19 protein-coding genes are annotated in these 20,774 nt (G+C 61.4%); 7 read left to right on the top strand and 12 right to left on the bottom strand.

Features of this window, described 5'->3' with window-relative positions; all coding sequences use genetic code 11:
- Window positions 1-91 precede the first annotated feature (91 nt).
- Window positions 92-1,033 carry an L-threonylcarbamoyladenylate synthase gene (locus B8991_RS07265; RefSeq protein ID WP_084351870.1) on the top strand — a complete coding sequence of 314 codons (942 nt, stop codon included), beginning with the start codon at window positions 92-94 and terminating at the stop codon, window positions 1,031-1,033.
- A 128-nt stretch (window positions 1,034-1,161) separates the two neighbouring features.
- Here the strand turns inward: B8991_RS07265 and B8991_RS07260 are convergent, their stop codons facing one another.
- Window positions 1,162-1,728 carry a YqgE/AlgH family protein gene (locus tag B8991_RS07260; RefSeq protein WP_084352239.1) on the bottom strand — a complete coding sequence of 189 codons (567 nt, stop codon included), beginning with the start codon at window positions 1,726-1,728 and terminating at the stop codon, window positions 1,162-1,164.
- A gap of 143 nt (window positions 1,729-1,871) precedes the next feature.
- Here B8991_RS07260 and B8991_RS07255 point away from each other — a divergent pair, with 143 nt between their 5' ends.
- Window positions 1,872-2,663, top strand: a complete 792-nt coding sequence (locus tag B8991_RS07255; RefSeq protein WP_143514512.1) for a protein-disulfide reductase DsbD domain-containing protein — start codon at window positions 1,872-1,874, stop codon at window positions 2,661-2,663.
- Between the two features lie 25 nt (window positions 2,664-2,688).
- Here B8991_RS07255 and B8991_RS07250 read toward each other — a convergent pair whose 3' ends face one another.
- From B8991_RS07250 to B8991_RS07235, 4 genes are all read right to left on the bottom strand, one after another.
- Window positions 2,689-6,090 (bottom strand): efflux RND transporter permease subunit, encoded by a 3,402-nt coding sequence (locus B8991_RS07250; protein ID WP_084351866.1) that lies wholly within the window; start codon window positions 6,088-6,090, stop codon window positions 2,689-2,691.
- 5 nt (window positions 6,091-6,095) lie between these two features.
- Window positions 6,096-7,553, bottom strand: a complete 1,458-nt coding sequence (locus tag B8991_RS07245; protein WP_084351864.1) for an efflux RND transporter periplasmic adaptor subunit — start codon at window positions 7,551-7,553, stop codon at window positions 6,096-6,098.
- Between the two features lie 279 nt (window positions 7,554-7,832).
- A complete protein-coding gene (gene moaB, locus B8991_RS07240) occupies window positions 7,833-8,375 on the bottom strand; it encodes a molybdenum cofactor biosynthesis protein B (RefSeq protein ID WP_084351862.1) in 543 nt (180 codons plus the stop codon).
- Window positions 8,372-9,163: a uracil-DNA glycosylase gene (locus B8991_RS07235; protein ID WP_084351860.1), complete on the bottom strand. Its 792-nt coding sequence runs from the start codon at window positions 9,161-9,163 to the stop codon at window positions 8,372-8,374. Before B8991_RS07235 ends, moaB begins: the two co-directional genes overlap by 4 nt.
- Window positions 9,164-9,281: 118 nt before the next feature.
- Between B8991_RS07235 and B8991_RS07230 the strand changes: the two genes are divergently transcribed.
- The 4 genes from B8991_RS07230 to plsY are packed head-to-tail and all read left to right on the top strand — an operon-like array spanning window position 9,282 to window position 12,772.
- Window positions 9,282-10,232: an aspartate carbamoyltransferase catalytic subunit gene (locus B8991_RS07230; protein ID WP_084351858.1), complete on the top strand. Its 951-nt coding sequence runs from the start codon at window positions 9,282-9,284 to the stop codon at window positions 10,230-10,232.
- Window positions 10,229-10,810, top strand: a complete 582-nt coding sequence (locus B8991_RS07225; protein ID WP_084351856.1) for a hypothetical protein — start codon at window positions 10,229-10,231, stop codon at window positions 10,808-10,810. Before B8991_RS07230 ends, B8991_RS07225 begins: the two co-directional genes overlap by 4 nt.
- Before the next feature lie 49 nt (window positions 10,811-10,859).
- Window positions 10,860-12,152, top strand: coding sequence for a dihydroorotase (pyrC, locus tag B8991_RS07220; RefSeq protein WP_084351854.1), 1,293 nt, complete (start codon window positions 10,860-10,862; stop codon window positions 12,150-12,152).
- On the top strand, window positions 12,152-12,772 hold the full coding sequence (gene plsY / locus B8991_RS07215; RefSeq protein ID WP_084351852.1) for a glycerol-3-phosphate 1-O-acyltransferase PlsY: 621 nt from the start codon (window positions 12,152-12,154) through the stop codon (window positions 12,770-12,772). The genes pyrC and plsY overlap by 1 nt, the downstream gene beginning before the upstream one ends.
- Here the strand turns inward: plsY and B8991_RS07210 are convergent.
- Complete coding sequence (locus tag B8991_RS07210) at window positions 12,769-13,368, bottom strand: 2-hydroxychromene-2-carboxylate isomerase (protein ID WP_084351850.1); 600 nt, start codon at window positions 13,366-13,368, stop codon at window positions 12,769-12,771. The genes plsY and B8991_RS07210 overlap by 4 nt on opposite strands.
- A gap of 108 nt (window positions 13,369-13,476) precedes the next feature.
- Here B8991_RS07210 and B8991_RS07205 point away from each other — a divergent pair, with 108 nt between their 5' ends.
- Complete coding sequence (locus B8991_RS07205; protein WP_084351848.1) at window positions 13,477-14,493, top strand: ribose-phosphate pyrophosphokinase; 1,017 nt, start codon at window positions 13,477-13,479, stop codon at window positions 14,491-14,493.
- Between the two features lie 210 nt (window positions 14,494-14,703).
- On the opposite strand, the gene B8991_RS07200 is transcribed toward B8991_RS07205, so the two are convergent.
- The 6 genes from B8991_RS07200 to B8991_RS07175 form a co-directional block, all read right to left on the bottom strand.
- Window positions 14,704-15,138, bottom strand: a complete 435-nt coding sequence (locus B8991_RS07200; RefSeq protein ID WP_084351846.1) for a F0F1 ATP synthase subunit epsilon — start codon at window positions 15,136-15,138, stop codon at window positions 14,704-14,706.
- Between the two features lie 50 nt (window positions 15,139-15,188).
- Complete coding sequence (atpD, locus tag B8991_RS07195) at window positions 15,189-16,613, bottom strand: F0F1 ATP synthase subunit beta (RefSeq protein ID WP_084351844.1); 1,425 nt, start codon at window positions 16,611-16,613, stop codon at window positions 15,189-15,191.
- Between the two features lie 17 nt (window positions 16,614-16,630).
- On the bottom strand, window positions 16,631-17,512 hold the full coding sequence (locus B8991_RS07190) for a F0F1 ATP synthase subunit gamma (protein ID WP_084351841.1): 882 nt from the start codon (window positions 17,510-17,512) through the stop codon (window positions 16,631-16,633).
- Between the two features lie 15 nt (window positions 17,513-17,527).
- A complete protein-coding gene (atpA, locus tag B8991_RS07185; protein WP_084351839.1) occupies window positions 17,528-19,066 on the bottom strand; it encodes a F0F1 ATP synthase subunit alpha in 1,539 nt (512 codons plus the stop codon).
- Complete coding sequence (locus B8991_RS07180) at window positions 19,067-19,633, bottom strand: F0F1 ATP synthase subunit delta (RefSeq protein ID WP_084351837.1); 567 nt, start codon at window positions 19,631-19,633, stop codon at window positions 19,067-19,069.
- Between the two features lie 346 nt (window positions 19,634-19,979).
- The gene (locus tag B8991_RS07175) at window positions 19,980-20,723 is read right to left on the bottom strand and encodes a class I SAM-dependent methyltransferase (protein WP_084351835.1); all 744 of its coding nucleotides are present in this window, start codon (window positions 20,721-20,723) and stop codon (window positions 19,980-19,982) included.
- Window positions 20,724-20,774: the final 51 nt, after the last annotated feature.

Below are 20,774 nucleotides of genomic sequence, written 5' to 3'. Positions count from 1 at the left end.
CAACCGTGCAGAGTTGTATGCACGGGAACCTTTGCTGCGCAGCCTAAGCAAGCGCGCGGCAGCATCAACCCGAAACGCGGCGTCACAAACCATGTCCCATCCATCGCGTCTTTCCGCCGATCAGTCTGGCATCACCGAGGCAGCAAGGCTGTTGCGGCAAGGCGCGCTGGTCGCTCTGCCTACGGAAACCGTCTACGGGCTTGGGGCCGATGCGCGAAATGATCGCGCCGTCGCGCGCATTTTTGAGGCGAAGGGCCGACCGAGCTTCAATCCGCTGATCGTGCATGTACCGGATGTGGATGCCGCCCGCGCCTATGTGCAGTGGACGCGAACCGCCGAGATACTCGCCTCGGCTTTCTGGCCAGGCGCGCTGACGCTTGTACTTCCACTGCGCGCCGACAGCGGCATCGCACCGCTGGTCTCTGCCGGGCTGGCCACCGTTGCGGTGCGCGTCCCCGCCCATCCGTTGGCGCAAGCGCTGCTCCGCGAATTTGGCGGCCCGGTTGCGGCCCCTTCCGCCAATCGTTCCGGCCAGATCAGCCCGACCACCCCCGACCATGTGGCGCAAAGCCTTGGCACGCGGGTCGCGGCGATTCTTGATGGTGGGCCGTGCCCCGTCGGGGTCGAATCGACCATAGTTGAGGCATCAGGTACGCCACGCCTATTACGACCGGGTGGCATTCCGGCCGAGGCGCTGGAACAGGCGCTCGGTCACCCGCTTGCAATCCGCGACGGATCCGAGGCGATCTCTGCCCCCGGACAGCTTCGTTCACATTATGCGCCTGCCGAGACGGTCAGGCTAAACGCGGCCGATTGGCGCGAAGGCGAAGCAACGCTGGGATTCGGCAAGGTGGCGGCCGATCTGAATCTTTCGCCCTCGGGTGATCTGACAGAGGCTGCGGCCAATCTTTTTGGCCACCTCCACACTCTTGATGCAACCGGTCGGCCCATCGCCGTTTCGCCAATCCCCATGCACGGGCTGGGCGCGGCAATCAACGATCGTCTGAGCCGCGCCGCCGCGCCACGCGACTGACCGGTTTTGCCTGAACGAAGCCGCGCGATCGCCTGCGTTTCTTGGTGTCGAAATTCATCGCTGCGGTCAGCGAACGCGCCAAAGGCGACACCCTCGCGACGGCAGGCAACGGCATGGCTGAAGCCTGCCTATGCCCGCCCGGCATCCGGGGACAGTGCCAGCGCAGCCACACCCAAAGTCTCCAGCGCCGCTTCCCATTTGTCCGCATCGGGTATGTCAAAAACCAATGCGTTGGATGCGTCGCAGGTCAGCCAGCCATTCTCGACAATCTCGGATTCAAGCTGCCCCGGCCCCCATCCGGCATAGCCCAGCAGCATCAATTGACGCTCTGGCCCCTTCCCGGAGCCGATATCTTCGAGAATATCCAAGGTCGCGGTCATTGCAAAACCACCGGGAACCTTCAGCGTCGAGACCACGGATTCGTATTCGTCCGAATGCAGGACAAAGCCGCGTCCCTGCTCCACCGGACCACCGAAACGCACAGGCTGTTTCATGTGATCGCCCGATGTCTCGATCGACAATTGATCCAGCAGGGCCTCCATCGTGACATCTGGCGTCGGCTTGTTCAGGATCAACCCCATCGCGCCCTCATCGGAATGCGCGCACAGAAACACGACTGAGTGGTCAAACCTCGGGTCGCCCATGCCCGGCATGGCGATCAACAGCTTGCCGGTAAGGTCGGTGGTTTCGGTCATTTCGGTCAGCACTCCCCGGTTGGTGCCTTCTGACAATGGCCCCGCGCATCCGCAGGTTCAAGGGCTGCGCTCATATGCGCCTCGCCGGAAAGTGACTTGGCATTTCAGGCAGCATGGCCCATCTCGGATGAATGATACGTCACATGATAACCGCCGCGGTACTGAGCTTTGGCCTTCTTGGCACCGCCTTGCAGGCCGCAAGCTCGTCCTCGCCGATCCGGGCAGAACTGTTGCCGGGTTGGCGATTGGCCTCTGGCGATCACATCGCCGCCCTTCGGCTGGTCATGTCGCCGGGGTGGAAAACCTACTGGCGCGCGCCGGGCGATGCGGGCATTCCGCCGGTCTTTGGTTGGCAAGGCTCGCAAGGCGTGTCCGGTGTTCAAGTCATGTGGCCGGTGCCGCATGTCTTTGATCAGCAGGGGATGCAGTCCATCGGCTACGCCAAAGAGGTAATCTTGCCCCTGCGCATTTCCACGACAAGCGATGACATTGCCCTGAATGGCCGCGTCCAGATCGGCATCTGCAAGGACATCTGCATCCCGGAAGAGCTGCGCTTTCGCGCCGATCTGTCCGCCAAGAACGCACGCCCCGACCCGCGCATTTCAGCCGCGATGGCGAATGTGCCGCTGACCTCGGCGGAGGCTGGCGTGGGCCGTGTGAGTTGCGAACTTGCACCGTCCCGTGATGGTCTAACCGTAACCGCGCGCATCGATATGCCCCGCGCCGGAGGAACCGAGGTTGCAGTGGTAGAGACCGCCAACCCCTATCTCTGGGTGGCCGAGGCGCAATCCGAACGGCAGGCAGGTACTTTGGTTGCGCGCACTGAAATCATGCATGTGGACGGCAAGGCCTTTGCCCTGAAACGAGACGGCATCCGGATCACGGTGCTTGGCAGCAAGAGGGCGGTGGACATACAGGGCTGCCCCGCGCCCTGATCCGCACAGTCGCTGCCGATTCCAGTCAAACAACCCGTCTGCGGTCTGGGCGAGACAGTATCCAGACAACGCCGCTTAGCACATAGATCGACAGCACCAATGCGGCGCTGCCTGCGACAAACAGCGCAAGGGCCGCCGTCAGCGGTGCAATTCCTGCAAGAAGCGGCAGCGCGGCAAGAAACATGGGCAGCAACGCGCCGGTCAGCACGACATATCCCAGCGTCGCCATCAGCCAACAAAGCACAGCCAGCAGCGCCGCGCCCATTCCAAGCCGCACGGCCGAGCGGCGAAAGCGCAGCGCGGTCTTCAGCGCCGCCATTTGCCGCGACACGTCATGCTGCATCGCGATCAGCGAGGGCACGACCAAAAGCACCAGCAGCATGCCGAACCCTAGCCCGTAGACCAGCGTGATCACCGTGGGTTTCAGAAATTGCGCATCGGCAGAGCGTTCATAAAGCAACGGCGCCAGTCCCAGCACGGTCGTCGCCGTGGTCAGCATCACCGGGCGCAATCTGTCCGCCGCGCCGTCAATGATCGAGGGCACTAGGCCACGATCTTCGGCGTATTCGTCAATCGTCGTCACCAGCACGATGGAATCGTTGATGATGATACCTGTCATCCCCAGCAGACCCACGACCGAGAACATGCTTAGCGGCACATCCCATAACGCATGGCCGTAAATCGTACCGACAAGGCCAAATGGTATGATCGCCATGACCACCAGTGGCCGGGTCCAACTGGCAAAAACCCAGGCCAGCACGACATAGATGCCCAACAGCACAAGAATCAGCCCGGTCCGCGCATCATTCAGGAACCGGTCTTCCTGTTCGGACAGGCCGGACAGATGCCATTCAACCTGCTGTTCCGCCGCAATCCTGGGCAGGATGTCCTGCTCCAGCAACAGACTGATCTCTTCCGCGCGCGCGGGATCATCCTCGGATATGTCGCCGGTGACCGAGATCAGCCGCACGCCATTCTCGCGCCTTACGGTGGAAAATCCCGTGCTGCGCGTCACACTGACAATATCGGCAAGCGGTACATATTCACCCGCAGGCGTGCGCATCCGGGTGCGCTCCAGAAAATCCGCCGTCAATTCACCATCCGGCAGTTCCACCCGGATCGCCGCACTGCGCGGCCCGTCCGGATAGGTCGCGGCCTCGATCCCGCCCAGACGGTTGCGCAGCACGCGGCCCAACCCGTCAATGGTAAAGCCAAGCGCCTGCCCCTGTGCCGTTAGCTCTAGGACCAGCTCTTCCTTGTCATAGGCCAGATTGTCCTCGACTGCCGAAACTTCGGGGAATTGCAGCAGCGCCGATTTCAGCGCCTCAGAGGCCTGTTTCAGCGTCTCTGCGCTGGCACCGGAAAACTGCACATCCAATGCATCACCGCCCGGCCCGGACCGCCCGCCGCGAAAGCTGACCGTCTCGGCCAGCGGGTGCATTTGTACGGCGTCCTGAAGTTCTCCGACAAAGGCGAAGGACGAATAGGGGCGCAAGTCAGACTCGATCAGTTCAATGGAAATGCCGCCCAGTTGATCGGCATCTTTTGTGTCGGTGCCAGACAATCCGCGCCCGGCATTCCCACCAATCTCTGCGATGACATAATCCAATGGGTTAAGACCGTAACGCTCCTCGTAATCTTTGGCCAATGCCTCGGTCGCGCGCTGCATCTCGCGCATCATTTCCAGCGTGTCGGCGCGCGTCGCCCCAGGTGCCATGGCAAAATTGCCGGTGACAGAGGCCTGCTCGGGCGAGTTGAAAAACCGCCATTGCACATCGCCGCGCACCAAATCGGCCACCTGGCTCGCCAGCAGCGCAATCGTCATCGCAAACACCACATAGCGGGCCTTGACGACACCTGCGATCAGTTGCCGGAACAGGTTTTCACGCACCCAGCGAAAACCCCGGTTTACCACCCGTGAAGGCAGGTCATACCAATGCTCTTTGGCGGAATGCGCCAGAGCGTGGCTCATATGGTTGGGCAGGATCAGAAAACATTCCACCAGTGACGCCAGCAGCACAACAATCACCGTAAACGGAATGTCAGAGATCAGATCGCCAAAGCGCCCGCCCACCGCCACCAGCCCGAAAAAGGCAATCACGGTGGTCAGCGTGGCCGAAAACACCGGCAGCGCCATCCGGCGCGCGGCAGTTTCAGCCGCCTCAACCGATGTCATGTTCTGGCGTGACAGATGGTCGGCATGTTCGCCCACGACAATCGCGTCGTCCACCACGATGCCCAGTGTGATGATCAGCGCGAACAGCGAGATCATGTTGATCGTAATCCCGAACAGGAACATCAGTGCAATCGCCGCCAACATCGAAGTGGGAATGCCCAGTGCCACCCAAAATGCGGTCCGCGCGTTCAGGAACAAGAACAGCAACAGCAGCACAAGGCCCAAGCCCGTCGCGCCATTGTAGAGCAGTATTTTCAAGCGCCCCGTGATCGCCTCGGCACGGGTGCGGATCAGGTCGATGCTGACACCTGCTGGCAGGGTTGCCTGCATGTCGCGCGCCACCGCTTCAACACTGCGCTGGATGCCGATCGCATCCCCCTTGTCGGACCGATCAACGCGCACGGAGAGGGCTGGATTTTCACCCACGAAATAGCTGCGTTGCCGGTCGATCCCCTCTACGCGGATCAGCGCCACATCCCCGACGGTCAGGTTCGACCCGCCGGGATTTGACCGCAAGACGATGTCCGCGATCTGATCGGCCGAGCGTTTTTCCACCCCGGTGCGCACCCGCGCATTGGCACCGCCCACATCGCCGGCCGGGTCTGCATCAACCTCTTCGGCAATTGCCGCGGCAATCTCGGCCATTGTCACATCATGGACGATCAGGTGGGAGCTTGGCACTTCGATCACCGTCTCGGGCGCCGCCAGACCGCGAATCGTCGTCCGGGTTACGCCTTCGGTGAACAGCCGCGCGACCAGCTCATCCGCGAACCTACCCAGCTGATCGACGCCCACAGGCCCGGTGATCACCAGATCGGTGACCCTGTCGCGCCATGTGCCGCGACGCACTTCGGGGTCTTCTGCATCCTCGGGCAGCGTGCTGACGGCATCTACCGCAGACTGCACATCGTCAGCCGCCCGGCTCATGTCCCAACCGGGTTCAAACTCCAGCCGGACGCTGGCGGATCCTTCCCGCGAGGTGGAGTCACTGCTCTCGACCCCCTCAACCGCCATCAGAGCAGGTTCCAGAACCTGCACGATGGCCCCGTCCACATCGGACGCGCCGGCCCCGTCCCAGCGAACAGAGACCGAGACACTATCAAGAATCACATCCGGGAAGAACTGCGCCCGCATGCGTGGCAATGCCATCAAGCCTGCCGCAATCAGCAACACCAACAGCAGGTTCGCCATGGTCCGGTGGCGGGTGAAATAGGACAGGATACCACCGGCACCGTCTGGAATGGCTCGCATACGCCCTATCCTCCGATCCGCGATTCAAGGCGCTGCACCGTTGCGGCGGGCACTCTGGTCTCTTCAAGCAGCGACAAAAGCTGCGCCTTGGCTTCGGCAGGCATCCGTTTGTTGGCCTCGACAAAGGCCACCAGCCGCGCCCGTCGATCTTCGGTCAATTCCAGCAGTTCCGGCTCTGCGGGAGGGGTCACACCGCCCGGCTGTAGCGCCCGCACCTTGATCCCGGCCCCCAGCAAAGGTGTCCGTTCTGCCACAACGCTGCGTCCAGCCAGCCCTTCGCCCCGCACCAGCACCTCGTCGCCCTGACGCCGCAGCAAACTGACCGGCAGGCTCGTCAACCTCGCGTCCTGATCCAGAACCAGCACTTCCGACCCGGCATTCAGGGCCGAGGCAGGAAGGCGCGCGATGCGTTCCAGCGGCGGCTCGACAATTTCGACTGTGACAAAATCGCCGGGTTTGAAACCGGCAGCCTCCTCCAGACGCGCAAACAGCAACCGGCCGGTCTGTCCCTCGCCCACGGACGCCCCCTCCCGGTTCAGCATGCCCTGCGCCGTCAGGTTTGTACCGAAAAGGTCCAGCGTCACTGTCACAGGCGCATCCCGCAAACGGCCCGCATCGTCCAACAGGCGCGCGTATTGCTGCGTCGAAACCCGGAATGCCACCTCCAACGCGTCTGGATCAAGCAACTCAGCCACCTGTTCATTGGTCGAGACAAGTCGCCCTTCGACGACGCTGACGGCGCTTAACATCCCTGAGAACCCGGCCCGCACTTCGGTATCTGCCAGCCGCCGCTCGGCCTCCGCCAGGGCGATCTCGGTGCGCGCCAAAGTGGTAGCTGCCTGATCAACGCGGGCCTCGGCCTGCGCCACCGCCTGGCGTCGCGCCAACACCGCCTGCCGCGCAGACGAGGCTGTTAGCTCGGCCTCTTCCACTGCCGCGGCCGTGCCAACCCCACGCTCCACCAGATCCTGTTGTCGCGCAGCAGCACGGTTGCGCAGTTCTACCTGCTCTTCGGCAGCGGCCTGTTCGTCACGCGCCAGAACCAACGCTCGTGCCGCCTCGCGCCCTTCGGCCTCGGCATCCAGAATATCGCTCTTGACCCGATCGACCGCCGCCTGCGCATCTGCGGGATCAATCCGCGCCAGCAATTGCCCGGCCTCGACACGCCCGCCCTCGACAAAGGCTGGGTCCAGTTCGAGAAGCGCCCCGCTGGCAGCAGCCCGTATTTCCAAAGTCCGACGGCTCTGCACCTCGCCATAGGATTGCAGAACAGGCGAAAGCGTTTCCTCTTCCGCCACAAGCACATTTACCGCAAAAATCCGCTCCCGCGCCTCAACCGCGCGCGGCGCGCGTCCTAAACGATCCTCGACCGCCTCACGCACGGTCTGACCTGCATAGACCAAAAACCCCAGTGTCAAAGCCAGTAGGAACAAGCCAGTCAGGCTTTTTCTCAGAAATCGCATCGCCGCCACATACTCCAAACGGATGGCTGCGCCACCACTGCCCAAGTCTACCCGGCCCGGATACCATGCCAAGCCACAAGACTGTTACGCGTCAACCAGGCATTTCCGTCACAAAGTCTCCGGACCACGGCGTTTTTCTATCGTAATTCTGCCACGACATGCTCATTGCCCATTCTCATCGGCACAAATACTGCGGGGAGCGCGAGGGGCTGGCCCCTCGTTCCCCATCTCTCAACTGGAAAATGCTGTTCTCACCAGATCATCCGGGGCAGCCTAAAGCTACTTCCGCCGCAGATGTTCATCCAAGCGGGGCATGATCTCGACAAAGTTGCAGGGCCGGTGACGATAATCGAGCTGGAATACCAGGATCTCGTCCCAAGCATCCTTGCAGGCCCCCGGGCTCCCCGGCAGGGCGAAAAGATAGGTGCCCTGTGCGACGCCTCCCGTGGCGCGGCTTTGCACGGCACTCGTCCCGATCTTCTTCATCGAGACGATGGTGAACACGGTCCCGAACGCCTCGATCTCTTTTTCATAGACGTCGCGATGCGCCTCCACAGTCACGTCGCGTCCCGTCAACCCCGTACCACCGGTCGAAATTACGACATCCACCTCCGGATCAGCGCACCACTCACGCAATTGTGCGGCAATCGCGTCCCGCTCATCGCGGATGATCTTACGGTAGGCCAAAGCGTGCCCGGCCGCTTCAATCCGCGCCACCAAGGCGTCGCCGGAGCTGTCGTCGGCAAGCGCCCTGCTGTCGCTGACGGTCAGCACGGCGATTCGCACCGGCACAAATGGTTTGTCTTCGTCAATCTTGCTCATGTCCGCCCCTTCAGCCGAGCATTCACCTCTAGCAGGTCCGCCCATGTCTCGCGTTTGGCAGCCGGGTTGCGCAACAGGTAAGCGGGATGAAACATCGGCATTACCGGTTTGCCGAATGCCTCGGCCCAGCCCCCCCGCAAGCGGGTAATGCCACGCCGTCCCAGCAGTGCCTGACACGAGATATTGCCCACCGCGACCAGAACCTGGGGTTGCGCCAGCGCGATGTGCCGCTCCAGAAACGGTAGCATCATCGCAATCTCTTCGGCCTCCGGGTCTCGATTGCGCGGTGGCCGCCACGGGATGACGTTGGTGATATAAACCGCGTCTGCGACCTGAGCAGCGCCACGGTCCAAGCCGATTGCGCCCACCATCCTATCCAACAACTGTCCGGCCCGTCCGACAAAAGGTTTGCCCTGCAAATCTTCATCGCGCCCGGGTGACTCCCCGACGATCATCACCCGTGCGCCGGGGACCCCGTCTGAAAACACCAGCTGGCGCGCGCCCAGTTTCAGCTCGCAATGCGGGAACGCGTCCATGGCTGCGCACAACGCGTCCAGGCTATCGGCAGCGCCTGCGGCAGATCGCGCTTCTGCCACAGCGTCAACCCGCGGTGTCGCCGGAACGCCCACGGGGCCTGCGGCAACGCCTGGCTTCGCAACCTCAGCCTTTGGGGTCGCGGCAACCTCATAGCGGTTGACCGGCGTGTCGCCCACCGCGTCTGTCGCGCCCAGTTCGACCTGCCATTCCAGCAGTGCCCGCGCTCTATGCCAATCCATCGCCGAATCCATGCGCTCACCCTACTGCCGTGTTCGCGCGGGGGGAAGGTGCGGCACCTGCCCGATGCAGCCCTTGCCGCCCGGTGCCCCACTTCCTATAAGCGCCACAGTTACGGCAGGGAGCCCGCCCATGCGCTTTTCACACAAGCATCTCCTGGGAATAGAACCGCTCGCCCCGCATGAGATCACCATGATCCTCGACTTGGCAGAGCGGTATGTCGACCTTAATCGCGGCCACGCAAAACATGGCGACGCGCTGACGGGTCTGACCCAGATCAACATGTTCTTCGAAAATTCCACCCGGACGCAGGCGAGTTTTGAGCTGGCGGGGATGCGGCTTGGCGCAGATGTGATGAACATGTCCATGCAGGCGTCGTCCATCAAGAAGGGCGAAACGCTGATCGACACGGCGCTGACGCTGAACGCCATGCATCCCGACCTTCTGGTGGTGCGCCATCCGCATTCGGGCGCGGTGGATCTGCTGGCGCAAAAGGTCAACTGCGCGGTTCTGAATGCGGGTGACGGACGTCATGAACACCCGACACAAGCGCTGTTGGACGCGCTGACCATCCGGCGCGCCAAGGGCCGGTTGCACCGGCTGAGCGTGGCCATCTGCGGCGATATTGCCCATAGCCGCGTTGCACGGTCAAACATTCTGCTGCTGGGCAAGATGGAAAACCGGGTTAAGCTGATCGGCCCGCCCACGCTGATGCCGTCAGGCATCGCGGAGTTCGGTGTAGAGGTCTATCAGGACATGGCCGAAGGCCTGCAAGACGTCGACGTCGTGATGATGCTACGCCTTCAGAAAGAGCGCATGGATGGCGGATTTATCCCGTCGGAGCGCGAATATTACCACCGCTACGGGCTGGACGCCCAAAAACTGGCCCATGCCAAACCGGACGCTATTGTCATGCATCCGGGCCCGATGAATCGCGGGGTCGAGATTGACGGCACCATCGCCGACGATATCAACCGTTCGGTCATTCAGGAACAGGTCGAAATGGGCGTCGCGGTGCGCATGGCCGCAATGGACATACTGGCCCGCAATCTGCGCGCCACCCCGCAAGAGGTAATGGCATGAGTGACCGTTTCGACATTCCCGCGCATGAGGCAGAGGTTGTCCGCGTATTCCTGATCGACCTGCCGGACGACGGGCAGCGACAGACCTTTCTGGATGATAGCGAAGGAACATGGGGGCCGATAACGGCGCTCAACCCCACGTCCGAAGGCGAACCATTTACCGGCATGGATCGCAGCTACATGGATGTGGTCGATCCGGACGACCTTGACGAAGTGGGTCTTGGCGGATTGCTGACCGAAGGCTATGGCATCGCCGAGGCCGAGGTCGCACCGCTGCGTGCCCGTCTGGGCGCGATCCGCGACAGCGTGCTGATCGTCAGTTCCAAGGCATTCGCCGGCACAGCGGTGGCGATCGAACCCCGCGCACCGCTGAGATGGGTCGCGACGCTTCGTCAGGAAGCGGCCCGTGGAACGATGGAGCAACTTCATGTCGAATCCGCTGTGGGTCAGGTCACCGCCGACGAGGCCGCCGAACCGGTCAAACCCGCCCTGCCGATGGTCTTGAAGCTCACACTTGTGCTGATGGCGGTTGCCGTGCTCGTCGCCATTGTGCTGGGCTTCTCAGGGGCTGGCGAATGACTGCGGATCTGCATGCGGGTCAGCCAATTTCACGGATGGGGTGCTGAATATGACAACACTTCTGTGCAATGCCCGGCTGATTGATCCGGAAGCCGGGACAGACTGCCTTGGTGCCGTGCTGCTCGACGGGGCAAAAATCAGCGCCGTCCTGACCGATGTTTCCGAAATCGAGGGTGCCAAGGCGCGCGCCGCGCAGACCCTCGACTGCGGTGGAAAATGCCTCGCACCCGGCATTGTCGATCTGGGTGTGAAGGTCTGCGAACCGGGCGAACGCCACAAGGAAAGCTTTGGCTCTGCCGGATTGGCGGCTGCGGCGGGCGGTGTGACCACGATCATCACCCGGCCAGACACGCTGCCCGCGATCGACACGCCCGAGACGCTGGAATTCATCCGCCGCCGCGCCAACGAGGCCGCGCCCGTCCACGTCCTGCCGATGGCCGCGCTGACCAAAGGCCGTCAGGGCCGCGAAATGACCGAAATCGGGTTCCTGCTGGATGCGGGTGCGGTGGCGTTTTCCGATTGTGACCATGTGGTGCGCGACACCAAGGTGCTGTCGCGGGCGTTGACCTATGCGCGCAGCCTTGGGGCGCTTGTCGTGGGCCACCCGCAGGAACCAACACTATCCGCAGGTGCTGCGGTGACATCCGGCAAATTCGCGTCACTGCGCGGGTTGCCAGCGGTTTCACCGATGGCCGAGCGTATGGGGATGGACCGTGATATTGCCCTGCTGGAAATGACCGGGGCGCGCTATCACGCCGACCAGATCACCACCGCCCGCGCCCTGCCCGCCCTGGATCGGGCGCGGAAAAATGGGTTGGACATCACCGCCGGCGCGTCGATTCACCATCTGACGCTGAACGAGTTGGACGTGGCCGACTACCGTACCTTCTTCAAGCTGAAGCCGCCATTGCGGTCTGAAGATGACCGGCTGGCCGTGGTCGAGGCGCTGGCATCCGGCCTGATTGATACGCTGAGTTCTATGCACACCCCTCAGGACGAAGAAAGCAAACGCCTGCCTTATGAAGAGGCTGCTTCTGGCGCGGTCGGGTTGGAAACGCTGCTGCCTGCCGCGCTGCGCCTTGTCCATGCAGGTCACCTTGACCTGCCCGCACTGTTCCGCGCGCTGTCGCTAAACCCGGCAAAACGGTTGGGGCTGCCCTGTGGTCGACTGAGCAAGGGCGCGCCTGCCGATCTGGTTGTTTTCGACCCCGACACACCATTCATCATGGACCGCTACACGTTGCGATCCAAGTCGCGCAACACGCCCTTTGACGGCCAAAGGATGCAAGGTCGGATTCTGGCAACCTATGTAAGCGGCCAACAGGTCTACGGGAGAGAGTGATGCCAGTCATCGAACATTCATCCGCGATTCTAATGGTTTGGGCGATCATCGGCTATCTTCTGGGGTCTGTGCCGTTTGGCATGGTCATCACCCGCGCCATGAACCTTGGCAATCTGCGCGAAATCGGCTCTGGCAACATCGGCGCGACCAACGTGCTGCGCACCGGCAACAAGGGCGCGGCGCTTGCGACATTGCTGCTGGATGGCGCGAAAGGCGCGGTTGCGGTGCTGATCGCCCGCTTGCTGGCGGGTGACGATGCGGCGCAGATCGCAGGGCTTGCTGCCTTTGTCGGTCATTGCTGGCCAGTGTGGCTGGGCTTTCGCGGCGGAAAGGGCGTTGCGACATTCCTAGGCTTGATGCTGGCGCTGGCTTGGCCTGTGGGGCTGGCCTGCTGTGCGACATGGGCCGCCGCTTTCGCCGCGACGCGCATATCCTCAGCAGGCGCTTTGACCGCCGCGGCAAGCACCGCTCTGTGGGTCTTGATCCTTGGCCCGTTCCGCATATTTGTGCTGGCACTCATCCTGACCGGGCTGGTGTTTCTGCGTCACAGCGCCAACATCGTCCGGCTGCGCGCCGGGACAGAACCCAAGGTCGGTCAGAAGAAAACGCCTGAAAGCTAAAGCTTCCCCGCCAGATGCAGGTCCAGATCACCAATCCGGTCCTGCCCCCAGAAACGCTGGTCGGTATCGGTGATGTAGAACGGCGCGCCAAACACGCCACGGCTCACCGCCTCTTCAAGGTTGGCCGCATAGGTTTCCGCCCCGGTCAGCAACCCCTCATCGGCGAGCGACGGAGCAAACCCGGCTTTTTCCAGACAGTCGCGGATCACGTCATCCTGTGCGATGTCACGGTCCTCTGCCCAACAGGCGCGCAGGAACGAATGCACCAATGCCCCCAGATCACCACCACCCGCATTCTGCGCCGCGATGATGGCATAGCCGGAAAGCGCGGCATTGGTTGGCCAATGCGCAGGTTTGATGTTCAGCGGCATGCCCAGTTTCCTGGCCTGACGAACGATCTCCTGTACCCGCCACTCCTGACGCGAAACGTGCCGCTGCATCGGCGGCGTGCCACCCGTCCGCCCGAACGCCGTGATCAGGTCGAACGGTTTGTAGGTGATGGTCGCCCCATGTTTTTGCGCCACCTCTTCCAGACGCAAGCCTGCAAGATAGGAATAGGGCGAAAGCGTGGTGAAGAAGTAATCGATATGAGCCATTTGGTCCCTCTGACGCCGGAGCAGCTTTGCGGCACGGTAACCGCGTGTTAAGCGGTGCGCAATCTCTCGATTCTCATGTCACAGATCTGCGCGGAGCCCTCCAGACACATGCCCTCGATCATCGAACCCAAGCTTATTTCCGGCAATGCCAACCTGCCACTGGCCACTTCAATCGCACGGCGCATGTCGATGCACCGTGGCATGAATATCGGCCTCGTGGACGCACGAGTCGAACGGTTCAACGATCAGGAAATCTTTGTCGAAGTCTACGAGAACGTCCGTGGCGAGGATATGTTCATCATCCAGCCGACATCGAACCCGGCCAATGACAACCTGATGGAACTGTTGATCATGTCGGACGCGTTGCGCAGGTCGAGTGCGGCGCGCATCACGGCGGTGATCCCGTATTTTGGCTATGCACGGCAGGATCGCAGATCCAAGGCCCGCACGCCGATCTCTGCCAAGCTGGTCGCGAACATGATCGTCGAATCCGGGATCGAGCGGGTCTTGACGATGGATCTGCACGCGGCACAGATTCAGGGGTTCTTCGACATTCCCGTCGACAACCTCTATGCCAGCCCGATATTTGCACTGGATATCCTCCACCAGTTCAAGGACCAGTTGGGCGACGTCATGGTGGTGTCTCCGGATGTTGGTGGTGTGGCACGGGCTCGTGAATTGGCCAAGCGGATCAATGCGCCGCTGGCAATCGTCGACAAGCGCCGCGAAAAGCCGGGCGAAATCGCGGAAATGACTGTGATCGGCGATGTCAGCGGCAAGAAATGCATCATCGTGGATGATATTTGCGACACGGCCGGCACGTTGTGCAAAGCGGCCGAAGTGCTGATGGAGCACGGCGCAACCGAAGTTCATTCCTACATCACCCACGGCGTGCTGTCCGGTCCGGCGGTAGAGCGGATCACCAATTCGGTGATGAAATCCCTCGTCGTCACGGATTCGATTCACGCCCCCGAGCCGGTCAAAAGTGCACCCAATATCCGCATCGTCCCGACCGCGCCGATGTTTGCCCAGGCGATCCTGAACATCTGGAACGGCACCTCGGTTTCGTCTCTGTTCGAGACAGAGACCCTGACGCCGATCTATGAGGGCATGTACTACGCCTGAGACGGTGCTCTGGCGGATCAGGATCGGATCTGGAAGATTCCCCTTTGCCCTCGCGTGTTTGCGTCGGGCAAAGGGCTGACTGCTGGGAACATTGTGGGCCGGTTCCCTCAAACACGGGCTTAAACGGCAACTTCCAGCCACGATTGCCACATAGAATAAGGGGCACCGCTTTCGCGATGCCCCTTGTTTTGTATGGTTTATTGCGGCGGGTCAGAGCGACGGTTGTTTCGTCGACAGTCCGATCTTGCCGCCGATCGCGACCATGTCGTGCAGCAGTTTCACCGCGTCATCAACCGGGCCAGGCTCGTTCTTGAACACTTCCTTGGCCTTGCCATAGGCTTCGTGCGCCTCGTCCACCAGTGCCTCATATGTGGCTTGGTCAACGTCAGTGCGATGCATCGCTTTCTCGGCCAGGACGGTCACGCCCTCACCCAGTTCGGCAAACCCGCCGGTCACGATGTATTCTTCAGCACCCTTTTCAGTCTCGACACGCAAGATGCCGGGGCGCAGCGTGGTCAGCGTCGGTGCATGGTTCGGCAGAGCCGTCAGGTCACCTTCAGCGCCCGGAATCTCGACCGATAGCACGGGGCCCGACATCAGGCTGCGTTCCGGGCTTACCAGATTGAATTGCATAGTTTCAGCCATTTGGGCCTCCTGTCAGGCGCGGGGGGCAAGCCCCCCGCAAGCTCTAGCGATTAGGCGGCGTCTGCGGCCATGCGCTCTGCCTTGGCCTTCACCTCGTCGATGCCGCCAACCATGTAGAACGCACCTTCGGGAAGGTGATCGTACTCACCAGCAACGACGGCCTTGAACGACGCGATGGTTTCTTCCAGCGGAACCTGAACACCGTCAGAGCCGGTGAACACTTTCGCCACGTCGAACGGCTGCGACAGGAAGCGCTGAAGTTTCCGGGCACGGGCCACGGTCAGCTTGTCCTCTTCGCTCAACTCGTCCATCCCGAGGATCGCGATGATGTCCTGAAGCGACTTGTAGCGCTGAAGGATCTGCTGAACGTCGGTCGCAACCTTGTAATGCTCCTCGCCAAGCACGGCCGGGTCAAGCAGGCGCGAGGTCGAATCGAGCGGGTCAACCGCCGGATAGATCCCAAGCTCCGAGATCGCACGCGACAGAACGGTTGTCGCGTCGAGGTGCGCAAACGAAGTTGCAGGCGCGGGGTCGGTAAGGTCATCCGCGGGAACGTAGACGGCCTGAACGGAGGTGATCGAACCGGCTTTGGTCGATGCGATACGTTCCTGCATGGCGCCCATGTCGGTTGCCAGTGTCGGCTGATAGCCCACAGCGGAAGGAATACGACCAAGCAGGGCCGAAACCTCGGAACCCGCCTGCGTGAAGCGGAAGATGTTGTCGACGAAGAACAGAACGTCCGAACCGGATTCGTCACGGAACTGCTCGGCCAGGGTCAGACCCGACAGGGCGATCCGCATACGCGCACCGGGAGGCTCGTTCATCTGGCCGTAAACCAGCGAAATCTTCGATTCCGACAGGTTGTCGGGCACGATAACGCCGGATTCGATCATCTCGTGATACAGGTCGTTGCCTTCACGCGTCCGCTCGCCCACGCCGGCGAAAACCGACAGGCCAGAGTGCACTTTGGCGATGTTGTTGATCAGTTCCATGATGAGAACCGTCTTGCCCACGCCGGCACCGCCGAACAGACCAATCTTACCACCCTTGGTGTAGGGGGCCAGCAGGTCGATCACCTTGATGCCTGTCACCAGGATCTCGGTCTCGGTCGACTGCTCGGAAAAGGCCGGTGCTTCGCCGTGAATCGCGCGGGTGCCGGTGGATTCAACCGGACCCTTTTCGTCAACCGGATCACCGGTAACGTTCAGAATGCGGCCCAGTGTCCCGGTGCCAACAGGCATCTGGATCTGCCCGTCGGTGTCAGTCACTTCCTGACCGCGCACCAGACCTTCGGTCGCGTCCATCGCGATGGTCCGGACGGTGTTTTCACCAAGGTGCTGTGCAACTTCCAGAACCAGTTTCTTGCCGTTGTTGTCGGTGGTCAATGCGTTCAGGATCTGCGGCAGATGATCGCCGAACTGCACGTCGACAACGGCGCCGATCACCTGGGTGATTTTGCCTTTTGCGTTTGCCATGTTTCGTCTCCGGTTCCTTAGAGCGCCTCAGCGCCCGAGATAATTTCGATAAGCTCGTTGGTGATGACGGCCTGACGAGAGCGGTTATATTCGATCGTCAGCTTGTCGATCATCTCGCCTGCGTTACGGGTTGCGTTATCCATGGCGGACATCCGTGCGCCCTGTTCGCTGGCACCGTTTTCAAGCAGAGCTGCAAAGATCTGGGTCGCCACACCACGCGGCAGCAAGTCGGCAAGGATCGCCTCTTCGCTGGGCTCGTATTCGTAGACGGTGGCGGCTGCATCGCCTTCGTCATCGGCGGTGTCAAATTTTGCCGGAATGATCTGCTGAGCGGTCGGGGTCTGTGCAACCACGTTGACAAACTCCGAATAGAAGATCGTCGCCACGTCAAATTCACCTTCGTCAAAGCGCGAAAGGACATTCTTGGCAATGCCCTGCGCGTCGGCATAGCCCACACGCTTGACGTCGCTCATGTCGACATGCTCGATGAACAGCTTGCCGAAGTCGCGCCTCATACTGTCGCGCCCCTTCTTGCCAACGGTGATGATTTTCACCGTCTTGCCCTTGGACAGCAATTCCGTGGCATGCTGTTTGGCAAGCTTTGCGATATTGGCGTTGAAACCACCGCAAAGACCACGCTCTGCGGTCAGGACGACCAGCAGGTGAACATCGTCGCTGCCGGTTCCGCGCAACAAGCGCGGCGCGGAATCCGACCCGGCAACAGACGCCGCCAACTGCCCGAGCACTTCGTTGAAGCGCTCGGCATATGGGCGGGCGGCCTCGGCAGAGTCCTGCGCGCGGCGCAGTTTCGCCGCGGCAACCATCTGCATCGCCTTGGTGATCTTGCGGGTCGATTTGACCGACGCGATCCTATTTTTCAGGTCCTTGAGATTCGGCATGGGCCTATCTCCTTCTTATGCGAAGTCTGCGGCGTATTCGTCCAGTGCGGCGCGGATCTTGTCTTCGGCTTCGCCTTTGATCTTGGGATCTTCGTTGGTGATGAAGTCCAGCAGATCAGAATGCTTGCCGCGCAGATGCTGCAACAGGCCCTGCTCGAAACGACCCACGTCCTTGACGGCGATCTTGTCGAGGTAACCTTTGGTCCCGGCGAAGATCACGCAGACGATCTCCGCGTTGGTCAGCGGCGAATATTGCGGCTGCTTCATCAGCTCGGTCAGACGCGCACCGCGGTTCAGCAATTGCTGGGTTGCGGCGTCGAGATCGGAACCAAACTGCGCAAAGGCCGCCATTTCGCGGTACTGCGCCAATTCCAGCTTCACCGGACCCGCGACAGATTTCATCGCGTTGGTCTGGGCCGAGGACCCAACCCGCGAAACCGACAGACCGGTGTTCACAGCAGGACGGATGCCCTGGTAGAACAGTTCGGTTTCAAGGAAGATCTGACCGTCGGTGATCGAGATCACGTTGGTCGGAATAAAGGCTGAAACGTCGCCACCCTGAGTTTCGATGATCGGCAGCGCCGTCAGCGACCCGTTGCCGTGATCGTCGCCCAGTTTGGCCGAGCGTTCGAGCAGACGGGAGTGAAGGTAGAAAACGTCGCCAGGATAGGCTTCGCGGCCCGGCGGACGGCGCAGAAGCAGCGACATCTGGCGATAGGACACGGCCTGTTTGGAAAGGTCATCATACACGATCAGCGCGTGGCGACCGTTGTCGCGGAAATGCTCTGCCATCGCGGTCGCGGAATACGGTGCGAGGAACTGCATCGGCGCGGGATCGGAAGCGGTGGCCGCAACAACGATGGAGTATTCCATCGCGCCGGTCTCTTCGAGCTTCTTGACCAACTGCGCAACGGTGGAGCGCTTCTGACCGATGGCAACGTAGACGCAGTAAAGCTTCTTGCCCTCGTCGTCGCCTGCGGCTTCGTTATAGGACTTCTGGTTCAGGATCGCGTCAAGTGCGACAGCGGTCTTGCCGGTCTGACGGTCGCCAATGATCAACTCGCGCTGGCCGCGGCCGATCGGGATCATCGCGTCGATCGACTTCATGCCCGTCGCCATCGGCTCGTGCACCGATTTACGCGGGATGATGCCGGGTGCCTTGACGTCGGCAATGCCGCGCTTGGACGCATTGATCGGGCCTTTGCCATCCAGCGGATTCCCCAGACCGTCAACAACGCGGCCCAGCAGCTCGTCACCGATGGGCACGTCCACGATGGAGTTGGTGCGCTTGACGGTGTCGCCTTCCTTGATGTCCCGGTCGGAACCGAAAATAACCACACCGACGTTGTCGGATTCAAGGTTCAGCGCCATGCCCTGGATACCACCGGGAAACTCGACCATCTCGCCCGCCTGGACGTTGTCGAGACCGTAGACTCGCGCAATACCGTCACCGACGGACAGCACGCGGCCCACCTCAGCAACTTCGGCCTCCTGACCAAAGTTCTTTATCTGCTCCTTTAGGATCGCAGAAATCTCGGCTGCTTGGATACCCATTTATCCGACCTCTTTCATTGCATTCTGGAGGGAATTGAGCTTGGAGCGGATCGACGTGTCGATCATCTTCGAGCCCACCTTGACGACAAGACCGCCGATGAGGCTTTCATCGACGGTCGCATTAATCTTGACGTCCTTGCCCACCTGGGCCTTGAGCGTCTTGGAAAGTTCTTCTGCCTGCGCAGGCGTCAGCGCCGTGGCCGAGACAACGTCTGCGGTCACCTCGCCTTTTTCGACGGCAATCATCGCGCGCAGCTGGTCGATCATCGCAGGCACCACGAAAAGGCGGCGCTTGGACGCCATCAGGCTCAGCGCGTTTTGCAAGGCTTGCATCAGGCCCGCCTTCTTGGCGATCGCGTCGATTGCCTGGCGCTGTTCGTCACGACCGTAGATCGGCGACGTGATAAGCGCGCGCAAATCTGCGCTCTCTTTCAGGGCTCCGTGAAGCTCATCGAGGTTGCTTTCCAATTGGGCAAGCCCGTTATTCTCCTTGGCAATCTCGAACACTGCTGTCGCATAGCGTTCGGCGATGCCGGAGGAAATCGAAGCTGATTCAGACACGTCCACCCTTCCGATATCTTTGCCCCGAAACCCTGCCGCAAATGGCAGTGCGTCCGGGGGTGTTGTGCCCCGGATCGGTCCGGGGCGACTAAATCAGCGCGGATGTAGCAGAGGCGTCCTCACCTAGCAACATAGTAGGGGTGAATAGCAAAATCTGCAAAACCACGCATTTACAATCAGTTAGACAAAGTGCGACTTTCTGCGCGTGCAAAAAGATGAAGAAATTGCCGCAATTCCACGTCGTTTGTGCGATTCTGAAGCGTCCGCGCGGCACTCAAAGCGCCCATGTGATCCGCAGCCTGCCCTTTTTCCGGGCGCTGCGCCAGCGATTTTCCAGATTGCGCCGCGCCTCTCAGATCGGCTTGGGCTTGGCCTCCGCATTGCCGAGCACGGCCAGCGGCGACGGCACCCGCACACGTTCTCCGGGGCCAGACGGTGCCTGCACCCGCTTTGACGCCTCGATCATCAGAACCCCGCCCGACATCAGGGCAGACACCGAATGCCCCAGCCGTTCCCACATCGGGCCGGTTTTCATCCAGAACCGTCGACGCGAGGGAGGCTGGTAAAGGGCGGTCACTTGCTGTTCCGGCATGAAGTTGTGCTTTTTCAGCTGCGTTTCCAGCTGGCGCGACGTATAGGGACGCCCATAGCCGAACGGCGTCTCGTCGCTGCGTGACCACAGGCCCGCGCGGTTGGGGACAATGAACAGCGCCTTGCCGCCCGGCCCCAACACCCGAAAACACTCGTCGAGAACCGCCGTCGGCTGTTCCGACGCCTCCAGCCCGTGCATCACCACCAGCTTGTCGACATGACCCGTCTCGATCGGCCAAAGCGTTTCGTCACACAGCACACTGACATTGGCCATGCCCGGTGGCCAGGGCATGACGCCCTGGGGGCCGGGCATCAGTGCGACCACCCGGCGCGCATTGGCCAGGTAGGGGCGCAGCAGCGGTACCGCAAAGCCGAATCCGGCGACCATCTGCCCCTGCGCCTCGGGCCAGAGCCGAAGCATCTGGCCACGCAGAACCTTCTGTGCCTCGCGACCCAGCGCGTTGCGATAATAGAAGTTGCGCAGGTCCTGCACGTCGAGATGCATTGCAGCCCTCTCATTGATCGGCGAAGCTGGCCGCAGTTTATCCAAGACCGA

The sequence above is a fragment of the Primorskyibacter flagellatus genome (assembly GCF_900176485.1).
GTDB classification, from domain to species: domain Bacteria; phylum Pseudomonadota; class Alphaproteobacteria; order Rhodobacterales; family Rhodobacteraceae; genus Primorskyibacter; species Primorskyibacter flagellatus.
The sequence above is the reverse complement of the archived record's forward strand: the minus strand, read 5'-3'. Positions and strand labels throughout refer to the sequence as shown.

Coding starts and splice junctions, on each gene's coding strand:
- B8991_RS07210 (WP_084351850.1), bottom strand. CDS start 13,368: ATGGCTCATATCGATTACTTCTTCACCACGCTTTCGCCCTATTCCTAT.
- B8991_RS07190 (WP_084351841.1), bottom strand. CDS start 17,512: ATGCCGAATCTCAAGGACCTGAAAAATAGGATCGCGTCGGTCAAATCG.
- moaB (WP_084351862.1), bottom strand. CDS start 8,375: ATGAGCAAGATTGACGAAGACAAACCATTTGTGCCGGTGCGAATCGCC.
- B8991_RS07200 (WP_084351846.1), bottom strand. CDS start 15,138: ATGGCTGAAACTATGCAATTCAATCTGGTAAGCCCGGAACGCAGCCTG.
- plsY (WP_084351852.1), top strand. CDS start 12,152: ATGCCAGTCATCGAACATTCATCCGCGATTCTAATGGTTTGGGCGATC.
- atpA (WP_084351839.1), bottom strand. CDS start 19,066: ATGGGTATCCAAGCAGCCGAGATTTCTGCGATCCTAAAGGAGCAGATA.
- B8991_RS07245 (WP_084351864.1), bottom strand. CDS start 7,553: ATGCGATTTCTGAGAAAAAGCCTGACTGGCTTGTTCCTACTGGCTTTG.
- B8991_RS07255 (WP_143514512.1), top strand. CDS start 1,872: ATGATAACCGCCGCGGTACTGAGCTTTGGCCTTCTTGGCACCGCCTTG.
- B8991_RS07265 (WP_084351870.1), top strand. CDS start 92: ATGTCCCATCCATCGCGTCTTTCCGCCGATCAGTCTGGCATCACCGAG.
- B8991_RS07250 (WP_084351866.1), bottom strand. CDS start 6,090: ATGCGAGCCATTCCAGACGGTGCCGGTGGTATCCTGTCCTATTTCACC.
- B8991_RS07260 (WP_084352239.1), bottom strand. CDS start 1,728: ATGACCGAAACCACCGACCTTACCGGCAAGCTGTTGATCGCCATGCCG.
- B8991_RS07225 (WP_084351856.1), top strand. CDS start 10,229: ATGAGTGACCGTTTCGACATTCCCGCGCATGAGGCAGAGGTTGTCCGC.
- B8991_RS07175 (WP_084351835.1), bottom strand. CDS start 20,723: ATGCATCTCGACGTGCAGGACCTGCGCAACTTCTATTATCGCAACGCG.
- B8991_RS07235 (WP_084351860.1), bottom strand. CDS start 9,163: ATGGATTCGGCGATGGATTGGCATAGAGCGCGGGCACTGCTGGAATGG.
- atpD (WP_084351844.1), bottom strand. CDS start 16,613: ATGGCAAACGCAAAAGGCAAAATCACCCAGGTGATCGGCGCCGTTGTC.
- B8991_RS07230 (WP_084351858.1), top strand. CDS start 9,282: ATGCGCTTTTCACACAAGCATCTCCTGGGAATAGAACCGCTCGCCCCG.
- pyrC (WP_084351854.1), top strand. CDS start 10,860: ATGACAACACTTCTGTGCAATGCCCGGCTGATTGATCCGGAAGCCGGG.
- B8991_RS07205 (WP_084351848.1), top strand. CDS start 13,477: ATGCCCTCGATCATCGAACCCAAGCTTATTTCCGGCAATGCCAACCTG.